Origin of the sequence: Acinetobacter sp. ANC 4910 (genome assembly GCF_004331035.1) — a bacterium.
Lineage (GTDB): Bacteria > Pseudomonadota > Gammaproteobacteria > Pseudomonadales > Moraxellaceae > Acinetobacter.
The window spans coordinates 80951-97554 of sequence record NZ_SJNT01000003.1 but is presented as its reverse complement, the minus strand read 5'-3'; the positions used below and the strand labels follow the sequence as shown (position 1 = coordinate 97554).

The 16604-nt window shown below is 40.4% G+C and carries 18 protein-coding genes; 10 read left to right on the top strand and 8 right to left on the bottom strand.

The genetic code is table 11. From position 1 onward, the window contains the following. Window positions 1–10: 10 nt before the first annotated feature. Window positions 11–565, bottom strand: a complete 555-nt coding sequence (locus E0H82_RS03665) for a cytochrome b (RefSeq protein WP_131263124.1) — start codon at window positions 563–565, stop codon at window positions 11–13. 231 nt (window positions 566–796) lie between these two features. Here E0H82_RS03665 and E0H82_RS03660 point away from each other — a divergent pair, with 231 nt between their 5' ends. From E0H82_RS03660 to rnhB, 3 genes are all read left to right on the top strand, one after another. Then, the gene (locus tag E0H82_RS03660) at window positions 797–1162 is read left to right on the top strand and encodes a hypothetical protein (RefSeq protein WP_131263122.1); all 366 of its coding nucleotides are present in this window, start codon (window positions 797–799) and stop codon (window positions 1160–1162) included. Between the two features lie 128 nt (window positions 1163–1290). Next, window positions 1291–1653: a hypothetical protein gene (locus E0H82_RS03655; protein WP_131263120.1), complete on the top strand. Its 363-nt coding sequence runs from the start codon at window positions 1291–1293 to the stop codon at window positions 1651–1653. A gap of 67 nt (window positions 1654–1720) precedes the next feature. Then, window positions 1721–2293, top strand: coding sequence for a ribonuclease HII (gene rnhB, locus E0H82_RS03650; protein WP_131263118.1), 573 nt, complete (start codon window positions 1721–1723; stop codon window positions 2291–2293). Between the two features lie 55 nt (window positions 2294–2348). Here rnhB and csrA read toward each other — a convergent pair whose 3' ends face one another. From csrA to alaS, 3 genes are all read right to left on the bottom strand, one after another. After that, on the bottom strand, window positions 2349–2603 hold the full coding sequence (gene csrA, locus E0H82_RS03645) for a carbon storage regulator CsrA (RefSeq protein ID WP_116763239.1): 255 nt from the start codon (window positions 2601–2603) through the stop codon (window positions 2349–2351). 243 nt (window positions 2604–2846) lie between these two features. Next, complete coding sequence (locus tag E0H82_RS03640; RefSeq protein ID WP_131263116.1) at window positions 2847–4127, bottom strand: aspartate kinase; 1281 nt, start codon at window positions 4125–4127, stop codon at window positions 2847–2849. Between the two features lie 65 nt (window positions 4128–4192). Further along, entirely contained in the window at window positions 4193–6886 is a 2694-nt protein-coding gene (gene alaS / locus E0H82_RS03635; RefSeq protein WP_171458253.1) for an alanine--tRNA ligase, read from the bottom strand. A 400-nt stretch (window positions 6887–7286) separates the two neighbouring features. Here alaS and E0H82_RS03630 point away from each other — a divergent pair, with 400 nt between their 5' ends. Next, complete coding sequence (locus E0H82_RS03630) at window positions 7287–8309, top strand: type I glyceraldehyde-3-phosphate dehydrogenase (protein WP_131263114.1); 1023 nt, start codon at window positions 7287–7289, stop codon at window positions 8307–8309. Window positions 8310–8355: 46 nt separating this feature from the next. Here the strand turns inward: E0H82_RS03630 and E0H82_RS03625 are convergent, their stop codons facing one another. After that, window positions 8356–8874 (bottom strand): hypothetical protein, encoded by a 519-nt coding sequence (locus tag E0H82_RS03625; RefSeq protein ID WP_131263112.1) that lies wholly within the window; start codon window positions 8872–8874, stop codon window positions 8356–8358. Window positions 8875–9135: 261 nt separating this feature from the next. Between E0H82_RS03625 and E0H82_RS03620 the strand changes: the two genes are divergently transcribed. Then, complete coding sequence (locus E0H82_RS03620) at window positions 9136–9447, top strand: hypothetical protein (RefSeq protein ID WP_131263580.1); 312 nt, start codon at window positions 9136–9138, stop codon at window positions 9445–9447. A gap of 17 nt (window positions 9448–9464) precedes the next feature. Here the strand turns inward: E0H82_RS03620 and E0H82_RS03615 are convergent, their stop codons facing one another. Further along, window positions 9465–9764 carry an AzlD family protein gene (locus E0H82_RS03615; RefSeq protein WP_116763231.1) on the bottom strand — a complete coding sequence of 100 codons (300 nt, stop codon included), beginning with the start codon at window positions 9762–9764 and terminating at the stop codon, window positions 9465–9467. Further along, entirely contained in the window at window positions 9761–10513 is a 753-nt protein-coding gene (locus tag E0H82_RS03610; protein ID WP_131263110.1) for an AzlC family ABC transporter permease, read from the bottom strand. Before E0H82_RS03610 ends, E0H82_RS03615 begins: the two co-directional genes overlap by 4 nt. Window positions 10514–10655: 142 nt before the next feature. Here E0H82_RS03610 and E0H82_RS03605 point away from each other — a divergent pair, with 142 nt between their 5' ends. The 5 genes from E0H82_RS03605 to E0H82_RS03585 all read left to right on the top strand — a co-directional run bounded on the left by E0H82_RS03605 (window position 10656) and on the right by E0H82_RS03585 (window position 15241). Further along, window positions 10656–11108: an Lrp/AsnC family transcriptional regulator gene (locus E0H82_RS03605; RefSeq protein WP_131263108.1), complete on the top strand. Its 453-nt coding sequence runs from the start codon at window positions 10656–10658 to the stop codon at window positions 11106–11108. A 213-nt stretch (window positions 11109–11321) separates the two neighbouring features. After that, complete coding sequence (locus tag E0H82_RS03600) at window positions 11322–12488, top strand: ATP phosphoribosyltransferase regulatory subunit (protein ID WP_131263106.1); 1167 nt, start codon at window positions 11322–11324, stop codon at window positions 12486–12488. Window positions 12489–12557: 69 nt separating this feature from the next. Next, window positions 12558–13877, top strand: a complete 1320-nt coding sequence (locus tag E0H82_RS03595; RefSeq protein WP_131263104.1) for an adenylosuccinate synthase — start codon at window positions 12558–12560, stop codon at window positions 13875–13877. Window positions 13878–14043: 166 nt separating this feature from the next. Then, the gene (locus E0H82_RS03590; protein ID WP_131263102.1) at window positions 14044–14352 is read left to right on the top strand and encodes a hypothetical protein; all 309 of its coding nucleotides are present in this window, start codon (window positions 14044–14046) and stop codon (window positions 14350–14352) included. Window positions 14353–14464: 112 nt separating this feature from the next. Then, window positions 14465–15241 carry a M48 family metallopeptidase gene (locus E0H82_RS03585; RefSeq protein WP_131263101.1) on the top strand — a complete coding sequence of 259 codons (777 nt, stop codon included), beginning with the start codon at window positions 14465–14467 and terminating at the stop codon, window positions 15239–15241. Window positions 15242–15425: 184 nt separating this feature from the next. Here E0H82_RS03585 and E0H82_RS03580 read toward each other — a convergent pair whose 3' ends face one another. Then, the gene (locus tag E0H82_RS03580) at window positions 15426–16475 is read right to left on the bottom strand and encodes an NADP(H)-dependent aldo-keto reductase (protein WP_131263099.1); all 1050 of its coding nucleotides are present in this window, start codon (window positions 16473–16475) and stop codon (window positions 15426–15428) included. Between the last annotated feature and the right edge of the window lie 129 nt (window positions 16476–16604).

The following is a 16604-nucleotide window of genomic DNA, read 5'->3' as shown; positions in this document are numbered from 1 at the left end:
TTTATAGGTTTTATTTCGGTTGACGGGTCATACTAGTGAGCACGCTATCTTTATCAATAAAGTGGTGCTTTAATGCAGCAATAATATGCCCTACAACCAAGAAACCCGCTGCCCAAGAAAGATAAATGTGTAGTGGTTTTACAATTTCTAGTAGGTCGTAATTTTCTTCAATTAGTGTTGGCAGATTAAAGAGATAAAGGACAGGGGCAGGATGTCCCGCACTCCAACTGAATAAGCACCCCGTGATTGGTAAGGCAAGTAACATCAGGTATAGTGCTAAATGCCCAAGATGAGCCAATACCTTCATTGTTGGCGACATACTATCAGGTAGTGAGGGAGCTGGATGGGTATAACGCCAGAAAATCCGGATCATGACCAAAAAGATAATAGTGGTGGCAATGTTCTTGTGTAAGGTGATGATGTCACCTTTGAAGCTGCCATCTGTTTCATAGCTTAAAAAGTTTCCACTATAAAAACCAATAATCCAAGCGACAATAAAAATAATTGCCATCAGCCAGTGTAAGACTTGTGCTGTGCGCGTGTAATAGGGTGTTGTATTTTTCATAAAGTATGAATAAATAGGTCGAATAATAATTATTATCTTACTGAAATTAAAAATACAAGAAAACGTAGATTCTGCAACGATGCGTATATTTGTTGCAACGCTGATTTTATTTGCTGAGCTTTTGTTGGTAAATTGCACAAATAATTGATCATCAGCTTAATCAGGGCTTTATATTTATGGGTGTTACGGCACAATAGCCCTACTTTAAATTGATCATCAAGGTAAAATATTGTGAAAAAAAGATTAGCTGCATTGGCACCTGTTATTTTAGTACTTACTGCTTGTGCTACCACAGAAACAGCAACAACCACTCAGCAAGTGGGTATGGCGGCAATCAAAATTGCAATTAATTCAAAATGCGTGACAGAATTAAATAATACACCTGCTTGGAAAACTGCTACACAGTTGATGACTGCGGAACAAAAGCAAAATATTCAAACGGATATTTGTGGTTGTGTCAGTGAAAAGGCACCACAAAATGTGACCACTGTAGATTTGGCAACTGCTGCCTTAGATCCTGCTGCACGCGCGACGATCGTGAGCAATGTAGTGACTAAAACCATTCAAAGTTGTGTGAGTGAAGCAGTAAACAAATAATTTGAAAAGCCAGGGATTTCCTGGCTTTTTTATTGCAATACTTTTTGTGATTTATCTTATTTTATTTTATATTAATCAGAACAATAAATAACCAATACCAATTTGCTCAAAACTAAGGTTGAATAATCATGAAAAAATATAAACTTTTGATGTGTTTGGTTGGAGGATTGATGTTATCTGCATGTGCATCATCACCATTGTCTAGTTCGGAATCAAGTGGAGTTTCTGTCATTCGAATGGCGTCGAATCAGAAATGTATGGACGATATTGAAAATAATCCAACCTGGATTTTAAGCAGTAAACTTTTATCTGAAGATCAAAAACAAAAGAAAAAACGTGAAGTATGTAAATGTGTTGGAGATAATGCACCAAAAATGTTCTCTAAAGAGCAATTGGCTTTAGCTGCTGTAGATTCAAAAGCCAAAGATGCTTATGCAGCATTGGCTGCAACAAAAACTTCTGCAACATGCGCTTCTGAAATGTTAAACTAAATTTATTCAATATATGATTAATTTTAAAGTGGCTGATTTTTCAGCCATTTTTTTATGAGAGTAAGGCATGCGAATAGCAGGTGTAGATGAAGCGGGACGCGGTCCTTTAGTTGGTTCGGTTGTAGCTGCAGCGGTAATTCTTGACCCGAATAACCCGATCGAAGGTTTAAATGATTCAAAGAAACTCACAGAGAAAAAGCGTGAGAAATTATTTGTAGAGATTCAAGAAAAAGCATTGGCATGGGCAATTGCGGAAGCAAGTCACGAAGAAATTGACCAAATCAATATTTTACAGGCCTCACTTTTGGCCATGCGTCGTGCAGTAGAGGCTTTACAGATACATCCAGAGCATGTTCTGGTCGATGGGAATAAAATTCCGCAAGGTTTGAGTGCGAGTTGTGAGGCTGTAGTTGGAGGGGATGCATTACATGCAGAAATTTCTGCGGCCAGTATCTTGGCCAAAGTCACACGTGATCGCGACATGGTGGCTTTAGACCAGAAATACCCACAGTACGGTTTTGCCAAGCATAAAGGCTATCCAACTAAAGCACATTTTGAAGCAATTGCGATGCATGGGGTGATTGCAGAACATCGTCGTAGTTATGCACCAGTAAAAAAAGCATTGGCACAATTTGACTAGCCCTGAAAAATTTAAAGCGGCTTAGAAAAGCCGCTTTAGGAGATAACATTTAATTTTAACGATTAAAGTTATTCTGGGAGTAATTATCTTCTTCAAAAGAAGGTTGATAATCTTGATCGATATGTTGAAGGTGTTCGTGCATCGCACGTTCATGTTGAATGCGTTGATAAATTTCTTCGCGATGAACTGATACTTCTTTTGGAGCATTTACGCCAATACGAACTTGATTGCCTTTAACACCAAGCACAGTAACACTGACTTGATCCCCAATCATTAATGTTTCTCCGACACGACGGGTCAGAATCAGCATGTTTATCTCCTTGCAAAATGCTAAACCTGCATTGATTAAAAAGTTAAAAAAACACAACCTTGGTTATAAAGAAAATTTTAACAGAACTTATAAAGACAAATAGGTGGGTATTTATAGAATTCTGTTGAAATTTACTAAAACGCTTCTGGGCTAATATAACAGAGCCACTATAGAAAAAACTATAGTGGCTCTGTATTTTTATGGAATTTTAAAGATAATTGTCTTACAAAAGACAATTATCTTTTAAGCGCGTGCGCTTGACTCACCGTGTTCACGGTCTAAGCCAAATGCTGTGTGTAAACAACGAACAGCAAGCTCTAAATAGTTTTCTTCAATAAGTACAGAAATTTTAATTTCTGATGTTGAAATCATTAAAATATTAATGCTTTCATCTGCCAATGCTGTGAACATTTTGCTCGCAACACCTGCATGTGAACGCATACCTACACCAACGATTGAGACTTTAACGATATCATCACGAGTAACCACTTCACAGCCTTCAATGCTGCTCGCAGTTTGCTCTAAAATAGCTTTTGCTTTTGCCAAGTCAGTACGATTTACGGTAAAAGTAAAATCTGTTGTACCATCTTCTTCTACGTTTTGGATAATCATATCCACTTCGATATTGGCATTGCTGATCGGCGATAAGATTTTAGATGCAATTCCTGGTTCATCAGGAACACCCAAAATAGTGAGTTTTGCTTCGTCACGGTTAAATGCAATACCTGCAATGATTGGTTGTTCCATATCGTCTTCTGCCTCAGTCGTAATTAGTGTGCCTACGTTTTGTTTGAAATCTTCATCAAATGCACCATCATCATCATTATCAAAACTTGATAATACGCGCAGTGGAACTTGATATTTACCTGCGAATTCAACAGAGCGGATTTGTAAAACTTTTGAGCCTAAAGATGCCATTTCTAGCATTTCTTCAAAAGAGATACGGTCAACTTTTTTCGCTTTCGGTGCAACGCGTGGGTCAGTAGTATAAACACCATCTACATCGGTGTAGATTTGGCATTCATCTGCTTTCAACGCAGCCGCAAGTGCTACCCCAGAAGTATCTGAGCCACCACGGCCTAAAGTTGTGGTATTACCATCGGCATCAAAGCCCTGGAAACCAGCAACGACAATGACACGACCTGCATCTAAGTGCTTAGTCATTACGTCGGTATCAATCGATTCAATACGAGCTTTGGTAAACGCACTGTCCGTTTTAATACCAACTTGGCGACCCGTGAGTGACTTAGCTTCAACGCCAATTGAATTGAGCGCCATCGCTAACATGGAAATCGTTACCTGTTCACCCGTTGAAACCATTTGGTCAAGTTCGCGTGGGTCAGGGGTGTCCGTAATGGCTTTCGCGAGAGCTAATAAGCGGTTTGTTTCACCACTCATTGCTGATACTACAACCACTACCTTGTGGCCGTGGTCATGCCAGCGCTTCACACGACGAGCAACATTTAAAATGCGCTCGGGGGTACCCATAGAAGTACCGCCATATTTTTGAACGATTAATGCCATAGTTGTTCCATATAAGCCATGACCCTGAAGTGCCAATCAGGGTCAGTTACACAAAAGGTGAAGTTTTATTTTGCTTCAAGCCAAGCAGTTAAATCTGCTATCACTGGTGCAAACTTCTCGTTTAGTGGCGCGCCACCTTGTGCCAAGTCAGGTTTACCACCACCTTTACCACCTAGCTCAGTTGCCAAGTGTTTGATGATGTCCCCCGCCTTTATAGAAGCAGTAAATTCTTTGGCTACAGATGCGATCAAGCTAACCTTGTCACCCTCTACACCTGCAAGAACGATTACTGCATTTTCTAATTTTGATTTCACGCCATCATGTAGGTTACGAAGTGCTTTTGCATCCATACCCTGAACAGTCGTGATTAAAGTTGTACGACCTGCAAGCGTTTGAACTTGGCTTAAAAGTTCAGTGGCTTGTAAGCTTGCTAATTTTTGATTGAGTTGTTCAATCTGTTTTTGTAATGCAGATGAAGTTTCAACGATTGCTTCAACTTTTTCTACAGTTTGATCTTTCTGTGCTTTCAATAAGGCATTGATATGCACAATATCCGCTTCAGCTTTTTGTACAATTTCTAAAGCTTTAGTACCTGTCACTGCTTCAATACGACGTACACCCGCAGCTACACCACCTTCAGAAGTGATTTTAAATAGGCCAATGTCACCAGTACGTTGTACGTGAATACCACCACACAGTTCAATCGAGAAGTTTTTCTCTTCAATAATTGAACCCATTGAAAGAACTCGAACTTCATCGCCATACTTTTCGCCAAACAACATCATCGCGCCTTTGGCTTTTGCAGATTCGATGTCAAGAAGTTCTGTAGTTACAGCGCTGTTTGCAATAACTTCAGCATTGACTAAACGCTCAATTTCTTGAAGTTGTTCAAAAGAAACAGGCTGATCATTGGCAAAGTCAAAACGTAAGATGTCTGAAGCAACTAGTGAGCCTTTTTGCTGTACATGTGAGCCTAAGATTTGACGTAATGCCGCATGTAAAAGGTGAGTTGCAGAGTGATTGCGCGCAGTCGCAGCACGGATGTCTGCTTTTACAGTAGCTTCAACAGTTTGTAATGCTTTCAGACTACCAACAGTCACGATACCTTGATGGACAAAAGCGCCACCCGATTTCTTGGTGTCTTGGACTTCAAAAATACCTGTGTCATTTTTGAAGATACCTGTGTCACCAATTTGACCGCCGCTTTCTGCATAGAACGGAGTTTGGTTCAGTACGATAAGGGCTTCGTCACCTTCGACCACTTCATCAACTTGCTCGCCATCTTTATACAAGGCAATGATTTGACCTTCGCCAACCGTTGCATCGTAACCATCAAACTGAGTTTCGCCTTCAACTTTTACAACGCTGTTGTAGTCAATTGCGAATTTACCAGCATCACGTGCACGTTGACGCTGTGCTGCCATTTCAACTTCAAAACCTGCTTCGTCAATCGTTAAATCACGTTCACGTGCGATATCAGCGGTTAAGTCAGTAGGGAAGCCGTAAGTATCATACAGTTTGAAGACGACTTCACCTGGGATCACAGAACCTTTCAGTTGAGCCAATTCACCTTCAAGCAATTTCAAACCTTGCTCTAAGGTTTTGGCAAACTGTTCTTCTTCTTTTAGTAATTGTGCTTCAATACGCGCTTTCTGTGCTTCAAGTTCTGGGTAAGCTTGACCCATCACTTCAATTAAAGGCTGTAACATTTTATGGAAGAAAGAACCCGTTGCGCCCAACTTGTTGCCATGACGCACTGCACGACGAATGATACGACGCAGTACATAACCACGACCTTCATTAGAAGGGTTTACACCGTCTGCAATTAGGAAACAGCATGAACGTGCATGATCTGCAACGACTTTAAGTGAAGCTGGGTACTGAACTGGTGTGTCTTTTTCTTTGGCTTCAGCTTCAAGCACAGCAGTATCTAAACCAATAATTTCAGCAGCAGCTTTTAATAGATGCTGGAATAAATCGATTTCGTAGTTTGAATTTACGTGTTGTAAAACCGCAGAAATACGTTCCAAGCCCATACCCGTATCAACAGAAGGCGCTGGAAGAGGGTGAAGCACGCCATCCGCAGTACGGTTAAACTGCATGAATACGTTATTCCAGATTTCAATGAAACGGTCGCCATCTTCTTCAGGTGTGCCTGGTAAGCCACCCCAAATATGGTCGCCATGGTCAAAGAAGATTTCAGAACACGGACCACAAGGACCTGTATCACCCATTGCCCAGAAGTTATCTGATGCGTATTGACCACCTTTGTTATCACCAATACGAATAATGCGCGATGCATCTAAACCAATTTCTTTGTTCCAGATGTCAAATGCTTCGTCATCAGTGTGATAAACCGTGGCGTAGAGTTTGTCTTTTGGTAGTGCTAACCATTTATCGCCAGTCAGGAATTTCCACGCAAATTTAATGGCATCACGTTTGAAGTAGTCACCAAAAGAGAAATTACCTAACATTTCAAAGAAAGTGTGGTGGCGTGCAGTATAACCGACGTTGTCTAAGTCATTGTGTTTACCGCCAGCACGGACACACTTTTGTGATGAGGTTGCACGTACATAATCACGTTTTTCAAGACCTAAAAAGCAGTCTTTAAACTGGTTCATACCAGCATTAGTAAATAATAATGTTGGGTCGTTGGCGGGTACTAGAGAACTCGACGCGACACGTGTATGCCCTTGCGATTCAAAATAGCTTAAAAAAGCTTCGCGAATTTCAGCTGATGTCATAAAACGAGTACTCACAACCAAGTCACTCCATAAATCTTGAATTTGGCTAAATGTATTGTTTATAGGTGGTTTTAGCACATTCTATAAAATACAGGCTTAATTTTTTAAAACGCCAAATTATAACGGAAAAAGCCCCATGCACAATCACTTTACTATGAATTAATGACAAAACTATGGAATTGTAAGTCATCCTTTAGTCTGTATTTATTTTACGTAAATAAACTTTTTAAAATTTTCTAAATTTAGGTCAATCCATTTGATGGTGCTGTTCAAGTTGAATTTAGCTGAAGTTTTTTCATCAGGACCATCATTTTTTTTAATTTTATGTTGGATTTGCAAGAAAATATCTTGGCTAAAGTGCAAAATCAATTAACATAAGGCAGCTTAAATTAAGGTTTCATACAAAGGAAAAGTCATGCAAAAGGTGGCGATTAATGGATTTGGTCGAATTGGTCGTAATGTTTTGCGGGCATGGTTCGAAAATCCTAAAGATTTCCATTTTGAGATTGTGGCAATTAATGATATTGCCGATGTTGAAACCTTAATGCATTTGTTTAAGTACGACACGACACATGGTCGTTTCAAAGGCAAAGTTGAACTTGAGCATGAAAATGAGCAAATCTATTTGCATATTCATGCAGGACTTACCAGTCTAAAAGTTCAAGTTTTGTGTGAGGCTGAACCTGCCCATTTGCCTTGGCAACAGTTAAATATTGATGTGGTATTGGAATGTACGGGCTTATTCCGTTCACGTGAAGCGGCTACTCGTCATATTCAGGCAGGTGCAAAGCGCGTGATTATTGGCGCTGCGCCTTTTGACACGGTCGATGCGGCGATCGTTTATGGTGTAAATCATCATGAAGTGAAAGCTTCAGATCAAATTATTTCCAGTGTGTCTTGTACCACGCAAGCACTGGTGCCATTAGTCAAAATTATTGATGATGCTTTTGGGATTCAAACGGCATTAATGACTGAAATTCATGCGGTGACCGCCGATCAATCGGTTTTAGATCATGCACATCGAGATTTACGTCGTGCCCGTGCATCTGGGCAAAATATTATTCCCACGACATCTTCGGCATTAGGAGCATTAAAGCAAGTGATGCCGAAAATGGAAAACCGTATTGATGGTTATTCCATTCGTGTTCCAACCATTAATGTTGCTGCAATTGATTTGACCTTTGTGTCGCAATCCCCAGTTACCGTACACAGACTGAATGAAGTATTGATTGGTGCAGCAGAAAGTGACTATGCTGAAATTATGCAAGTGACCGATGAAGCTTTGGTGTCTAGTGATTTTAATCATTCACCTTATTCACTGATTGTGGACTTAAGTCAGACTATGGTGGTGGGACATCAGGCGAAAGTATTTGCTTGGTATGATAATGAGTGGGGCTATGCCAACCGCTTACTGGATTTGTGTGAATCTTTTGTATAAGTAATCAAGCACCTTATTTGGTTCTGCAAATAAGGTGCTTGAACTGTTATTCTTCTTCAGTCTCGTTCAAAAAGCCTTCTTGAATTTCTTTAGGCATATCTTGATGCCACCAAGTGTAGATTTCGGCTTTGATGTTGAGATCTTCATCTGGATCATTAAATGGTTCATCATCCTCACGAACGAGCTCATCACCTTCAAATTTAAACCAGAACTCCCACGGGTCATCATCACCACAACCCCATGCTTGTACATGTAATGCAGGGACTAAGGCTTTTAAGAAAAACAGGATGGCTTCCATAATGTCATCGCCCTCCGAACCGTGGACAAAGTGCAGAATACTAAATCCTGCAAGTCGATAGACTGTTTCTGGTGCAAGATCGTACTCAATTTGATCCACTTGATCGATGAGCTCTTGAGCAAGTTCGGCACCATATTCAGCATTGATCGCACTAGCTAATTGCACAAAAGTCACGGGGTTGTCTTGATGTTGTTGGAATAAATGATCAAGTCGATCCATGATGGTGTTATCAGGATGGTGATAGTAAAGATTGCTATGTAATTCCATAGTGATGATCCAAATGAACAGTTTTTTCTAAAGTTGAATAATTGTTAGCGAATTGAATATATCGTTTGATGTGTATTTCTGAAATAGAAAACATGTATCAAAATATCATTCGCTTGGCTTTGGTTGCTTCGGTTGATATAAATAATAGGCATGATGAGTGAACGATTGAAAAATATCGGGTTTATCTTTTATTTTTTATAAAAATTAGAGTCATCTTGGCATATTATAAAAGAAAGACATAATGACAATGAGAAACATATGATGATGTTAATCTGGGGGTTTATCCTGCTATTGGCAGTTGCAGTTATTTTTCTGGTGTGGTTTCAATTTAAACAGCAAGGTGAGAGCACAGAGGATACAGAGTATCAGCAACATCTGGAGCAGAAAGTGGTACACCTTGAAGAAAACTTAAAGAAAACGCTGGAAATTATGCAAGACCTTGCCAAGAAAATGCATGTTCAACAAGAAGCAATTGATAAAACTGTAAAAAGAACGCATCAGTTGGAATTGCAAAATGCTGAACTGGTCAGTTTGTTAAGCAAGTCAGTCGGACAAACAGACCGCCCATTCTGAGCGAATTACGCCAAATTTTAAATTAAAATTTGGCGTAATAATGCTGCGCTTAACATACTGATAATGACAGTTGAAAGTAGCGGTAGTCGAGATGCTGCTAATAAAGTAATTGCGATTGCAATTAAGTCGGCTGGATTATCTTTGACAAAATAAGGCGCAATGACTGAAATCAGGACACAACCTGGTACAACTTCTAAAATCTTTTTGTGTTTAGCTGACAAGGTTTTATTTTTTAATAAAACATAGCCCAATAAACGGGTTAAATAAGTGGTTAAGGCGACGAAGAGAATCGCAATCAAAGTGCTGCCATGAATCATTCGTCTTCTCCTATCAAGAAAAAGGCAGATGCAACACCACTGATTGCACCTAAAGGTACGTGCCAACCTGCGGGCAAATATAAATAAGAAATTGCAGCGACCACTAAACTCACTAACCATGGTCGTGCAGCAGAAAATCCAGTCCACATTCCACGTAGTAGCACCAAAATGATGGCTGGGAATGCCATATCAAAACCATATGGATGAATATCCCCCAAGACTGGACCAAGTACAGCACCTAAGGTCGTGACTGATACCCACATCAAATATAACGCTAAACATACCCCTGCATAGTAAGGCATATTAAAAGCATGCCTTAGCCCAACCTGATGAATCCTTTTTTGTGCATTGGATAATCCCAAGGCCCAGCTTTCATCACAAAGGAAAAAGAGAGCAGGGTAAACTTGACGGTCAGGTAAATGTTTTAAATAAGGAACGAGGCTTGCCCCCATAAGCAAATGGCGGCTATTGATTAAAAAGGTAATGAACATCAGCAGCAGGAATTGTGGAGGATTGGTCCACATTTCTAGAATGGCAAACTCAGACCCACCCGCAAAATTTAAACCCGTTAAGAGTGATACTTCTACAATGGAAAAACCCTTTTGAGAGGCTTGAGTGCCAAGTACCAATGCCAAAGGAACAAAACCAAGCAGCATCGGTAGTGTTGTTTTAATGCCACGAAAAAATTCAGCTTGCTCCTGACTGTTCAAGCCCAAGGAATATGATGAGCTGCTTTTTAAAGTGGACATGGAAGAAACCTCACAAAGTAGCTAGCCATTTTAAAAATATTGTTGTGATATTTGACGCTAAATTAAGCGGTATTTATGAAGAATTGAGCATAAAATTGCTCTAAAATTAAAATAAAGAGTGTTTAATGCCAAGAGCGTGAATATGGATAAAATTGATAGAAGAATCTTACAAACGTTGCAGCAAGATGGAAAGTTGGCGAATAATGAGCTTGCACAGCGAGTGGGGCTTTCAGCTTCACCCTGTTTGCGTAGGGTCAAACAACTAGAAGATGCTGGCATTATTGAAAAGTATGTGGCTTTGATTAATCCACAAAAAGTCAATTTGGGTTTGACCGTATTTGCACGAATTTGGCTGAAAGGGCAAGATGCGAAAACAGTCAATCATTTTATTGATTCAGTCCGAGAAATTCCTGAAATAGTAGAATGCCAATTGATGGCGGGTGACTGTGACTTCTTTTTAAGAATTGTGGTGTCTGATTTAGATGCCTATCGTAAATTTCAAATTCAGCGTTTAAATAAAATCACGGGCATTCAGAACGTAAAAACTGAAATTCCACTCCAGAGTGTTAAACAGACGACCGAACTACCGTTGTAAAGGTAATGGCGCTGATCATGACTTAATTTGTTGATAATAAACGTTAACTTAGTGCATTATTCGGTCAGAATGAGATTGTGCAGAGTAATGCTATTAAATGTAAAAATCTCAGTGCATGGTGTGAACTATCGTGCTAAACTAGGAGAAATCGGGTGTGCTCCCGATTTTTTTATGCGGATTACTTCCGCGCTGACAAGAATTTAGGTTTACAACATGCCCATTTCAGAGACATGGTTATTACCTGATGGTGTAGCTGATGTATTACCAGAGCAAGCGCAAGTAATTGAAAACTTGCGCCGTAGCGCCTTGGATTTCCTTGCTTCTCGAGGTTATCAATTGGTGTACACGCCGTTTATTGAATACATAGAATCTCTTTCTTCTTTATCCGAATCAAATCACGATTTAGACCTTGCAACTTTTAAAGTAATCGACCAATTATCAGGACGTTTACTTGGGGTGCGTGCGGATATGACGCCACAGGTGGCGCGTATAGATGCACACGTTCATCCCGTAGAAGGTGTGGCGCGTTATTGCTATGCAGGCACTGTTTTGCATACTAAGCCGCAAGGCTTTAATACCACACGTGCACCGTTGCAATTAGGTGCAGAGTTGTTTGGTTCAGACAGCATTGATGCTGATGTTGAAATGGTCGATGTAATGCTGGGTCTGCTTAATAAAGCAGGCTTGGTAGATGGTATCCATCTGGATTTAGGGCATGTGGGTTTATTCCGTAGCTTAGTTAAGCGTGCGGGTTTAAACAAAAACACTGAGCATGAACTGTCTGACCTTTATCAACGTAAAGCATTGCCTGAGTTGGCGGAATTTACCCAAGATTTAAACTTCGGTGCAGACTTTTATGCATTAGGTCGCTATGCAAGTGATCTTGAGACATTACAATCCAACCTGAGTGCAGAAATTTTAGCAGACACAGCATTCAAACATGCTTTGGATGAATTAAAAACCACACAGTCGGCAATTCAGGCGCGTTGGCCAAACTTATTGATTGGCGTTGATGTTGTAGAGTTACGTTCATACCATTACCACACAGGTTTAATGTATGCCGTGTATGCGCCAAACCGAGCTGCCTCTTTGGCACAGGGTGGTCGTTATGACGGTATTGGTGAACATTTTGGTCGTGCACGACCTGCAACAGGTTTTAGTTGTGACTTATATGCACTCAGTGCAGGGCAGTTTAACGCAATTTCTGTAGTTGTCGCACCTAAAGGTATGAACGCTGATTTACAACAAGCGATTGCATCTGTGAGAGCACAAGGCTTAAGTGTAATTCAGTTATTGGGTAATGATGATTTAAACTCTATTCCAAATGCAACACATCAACTGGTTGATGTTGCTGGTGAGTGGCAAGTTAAACCAATTTAACCACTGCGAGTAGTGTTCATGTCACTACTTGGAGTTTTAATTTTAACAGCATGATGTAATGAGGCTATTATGGGCAAGAATGTTGTGGTACTTGGTACCCAATGGGGCGACGAAGGTAAAGGTAAAATCGTCGACCTGCTCACAGATCAAGCGGCTGCGGTAGTTCGTTATCAAGGCGGACATAACGCAGGTCATACTCTCGTGGTTGGTGGTAAGAAAACTGTATTACACCTCATTCCATCAGGTATTTTACGTGAAAACGTATTGTGCTTAATTGGTAATGGTGTTGTGCTTTCACCAGAAGCTTTAATCAAAGAGATGACCATTCTTGAAGAGCAAGGCGTACCTGTTAAAGAGCGTTTGCGTATTTCTCCAAACTGTCCATTAATTCTTCCAAACCATATTGCACTTGACCAAGCACGTGAGAAAAAGCGTGGTAATGCAAAAATTGGTACAACGGGTCGTGGTATTGGTCCAGCGTATGAAGACAAAGTTGCGCGTCGTGCAGTACGTGTTGCGGACTTGGTACGTGGCGGTGAAGCATTAAAAGCACAATTGGCTGAAGTATTGGATTACCATAACTTCCAATTAACTCAATACTACGGTGTTGAAGCAGTTAAATTGGAAGATGTAATTGCACTATGCGATCAATGGCGCGAAGTTGTTGCTCCGTTAGTGGTTGATGTAACTACAGAATTACACAACTACCGTAAAAACGGTGACAACATTATGTTTGAAGGCGCTCAAGGTTCACTACTTGACGTTGATCATGGTACTTATCCATTTGTGACTTCTTCAAACACGACAGCTGGTGGCGTAAGCTCTGGTTCAGGTTTGGGTCCATTGCATTTAGACTATGTATTGGGTATCACTAAAGCGTACACAACGCGTGTAGGTGCTGGTCCATTCCCAACTGAATTGCACTACGATGCTGCGGCAGATACTGGTGATGCAATTGGCCGTCACTTAGGCACTGTGGGTCACGAGTTTGGTGCATCAACAGGTCGTCAACGCCGTTGTGGTTGGTTTGATGCAGAAATTTTGCGTCGTTCGGTAGATGTAAACTCACTTTCTGGTATTTGCTTAACTAAACTTGACGTATTAGACGGTTTAGAAGAAGTGAAAATCTGTGTAGGTTATGAAAACACAGATTCAGGTTGTGTGGGTTCTTCAGATGCGCTTGCATATGAAAACCTAAAACCAATCTATGAAACTATGCCGGGTTGGACTGAATCAACAGTTGGTGCGACCACTGTAGAACAGCTTCCACAAAATGCAATTAACTACATCAAGCGTATTGAGCAGTTAATTGAGTGTCCAATTGATATTATTTCAACGGGTCCAGATCGTGCAGAAACTATTGTATTGCGTCACCCGTTTGATGCTTAATCGATAGTTTATGTTAAAAAGCCTCGCAGATGCGGGGCTTTTTATTATGCGAATGAAATGCAAAATTGTAGGGCTTTAAAATCCAGACTAAAGTTGCATTTGCTTGCAGGATTTTTCAAAATAGCCTTGATACAATAACTTAACAGTAAATCTGGATTTAGGCAGGATGCACAAAAATATTTCAAATACCATTTTATATTCTTTAATTTTTGCTATGGGCGGTGCGCCTACTATTGCGATGATGATTATTGAAGGGCAAACCACGGATCCAAATGTAATTTATAATGCTTTAATTGGATTGTCTGTGATTATTGCTTGTGTTTTGGTGCCCATTGTTTTGATTCAAAATGCCTATTTATGGTTTAAACGTCATAATGAGAAATTAGCAGAAAAAATTAAACCTGTAGGGCAGGTTTATATGGTGTTGAATGTTGTGTGTTTAATTTATTGGTTAAGTTACCAGTTTATGCATTAAGTTAATTACATAAATACTATGTTTATGAAGTTGTTATTCATTCAAAGCTCCACATTGATTGCTTATAATGCACATATATTGACGTGATCCAAGAATGGTGGAGATTAAAAGAATGAAGAACAAACTGATGTTAAGTTTGTGTGTGGCAGGAGCTGTCACACTTTCTGGTTGTACAACAGTTGCTGACATGGCAGGTGCAGATACAGCATCTTTAAATGTTGCTGCAACTCAGGGCTTTAATAAAACTGTGCAGGAAGCTCGCGGTAACAATACGCTAGATGCCTCTTCTTCGACGTATAAACGAATTTATGCAGTATTCACGCGTTTGAAACCTTATGCTGATCAAATGAACCAAACAGGGACTAAATTCGATTGGCAACTTGCAGTATTAAAATCTGACCAAGTTAATGCCTATGTTGCCCCTGGTGGAAAGGTGGTGTTCTACACAGGTATTGTGAATAAACTTAACCTGACTGATGCTGAAATTGCGGCAGTGATGGGGCATGAAATGATTCATGCCTTGGAAGAGCATGCGAAAAACAAAATTGGTGCCCAAGCGTTAACTGATTTGGCACTGAATATTGGTTTGGGTTATGCCGGTGAAAATGTTGGTCAATTGGGTGCTGCGGCCGCACAGTTAGGTACACAAGTGGGCGTGGGCTTGCCTTACTCACGTAGCCTAGAAAGTCGTGCTGACCAAGGTGGACTGATGCTCATGGCGAAAGCAGGCTATAACCCACAAGCAGCAATTACGCTTTGGGAAAAAATGAATAAGCTTGATGGCGCGGGCGGTTCGGCTTTCTTGTCGACTCACCCTTCAAACAGTCAGCGTATTGAAGCAATGCGTAAAAACCTACCTGTAGCACAAGCAGTATATAACAAGCGTTAATCGTTTAATTCGTGTGAAAAAAGGATGCTTCGGCATCCTTTTTTGATTTTGGAGTCACTGTTTTAAAATGCGATGATCATTTGTGGTAGATCAATCCGAATTATAAGATTGGAACTTAGCTATATCGTAAAGAAGTAGGCTAAAGATTTATCATCCCAAGCAAATAAAGTCGTGTTTTTGTTACTTAGGGGGCTGGATTAGGTTGTTGGCGATGAATGGCTTCTATACCTTGAATCACTTCAGGAGATAGATCGAGTTCAAAGGCAGCGATATTTTCTTTGAGTTGATCTAGATTGGTTGCTCCAATAATGGTGCTGGTCACAAAGAACTGTTGTTTAATAAAAGCGAGTGCCATTTGTGTCAAACTTAGACCATGTTGTTCTGCAAGAAGTGCATACTGTTCTGTTGCCCATTCGCATTCTGGATTGCTATAACGGCTAAAGCGTGAAAATAAGGTAATACGAGCATTGGCCGGGCTGGCACCGTGACGGAATTTCCCAGTCAGATAACCAAATGCGAGTGGGGAATAAGCGAGTAATCCGACGCCTTCATATTTTGCAATTTCAGCCATCCCAATTTCATAACTACGATTTAGTAAATTATATGGGTTTTGCACACTGACGATTTTTTCGAGACCTAGTTGCTCGGCAAGATGCAAAAATTTCATGGTTCCCCATGGGGTTTCATTGGATAGTCCAATGTGGCGAATGCGCCCTTTTTTAACTTCATCAGCTAGTGCGAGTAATGTATCGGCAAGTGCAGTGATAGGTTTTTCGTCTAAGGCTTCAGCATTACCATAGCCCAGTTTGCCAAAGAAATTGGTGTTACGCTGCGGCCAGTGGAGTTGATACAGATCAATATAGTCTGTTTGTAAGCGTTTGAGTGAGTCGTCCAAGGCAGAAGCAATTTCATTCGCAGTAAAACGAGTTTGTCCATCACGAATATGGCTTCCACCTTGTGAGGGGCCTGCAATTTTAGAGGCAATCAATAATTGGTCACGAGCACCATGTTGTGCAATCCAATTCCCAATAATGGTTTCCGTACGACCTTGCGTTTCAGGTTTTGGCGGGACAGGATACATTTCTGCTGTATCCCAGAAGTTTAGTCCATGCTCTAAAGCATAATTCAGCTGTAGAAAGGCTTCTTGCTGTGTGTTTTGTTCACCAAAAGTCATGGTGCCCAAGCAAATTTCTGGAACAAGAATACTACTATCGCCTAAAGGTTTGAATTGCATAAAGACTATCCTGAATAAGGGCTGAACAATTTCTTCAGGCTATCGTAAACATGCGAGTTTGTTAATGAATACTTGTATATTGTTTTGTGAAAAAATTGAATTAGTTAGCATAAAAAAAGCAAATCATTT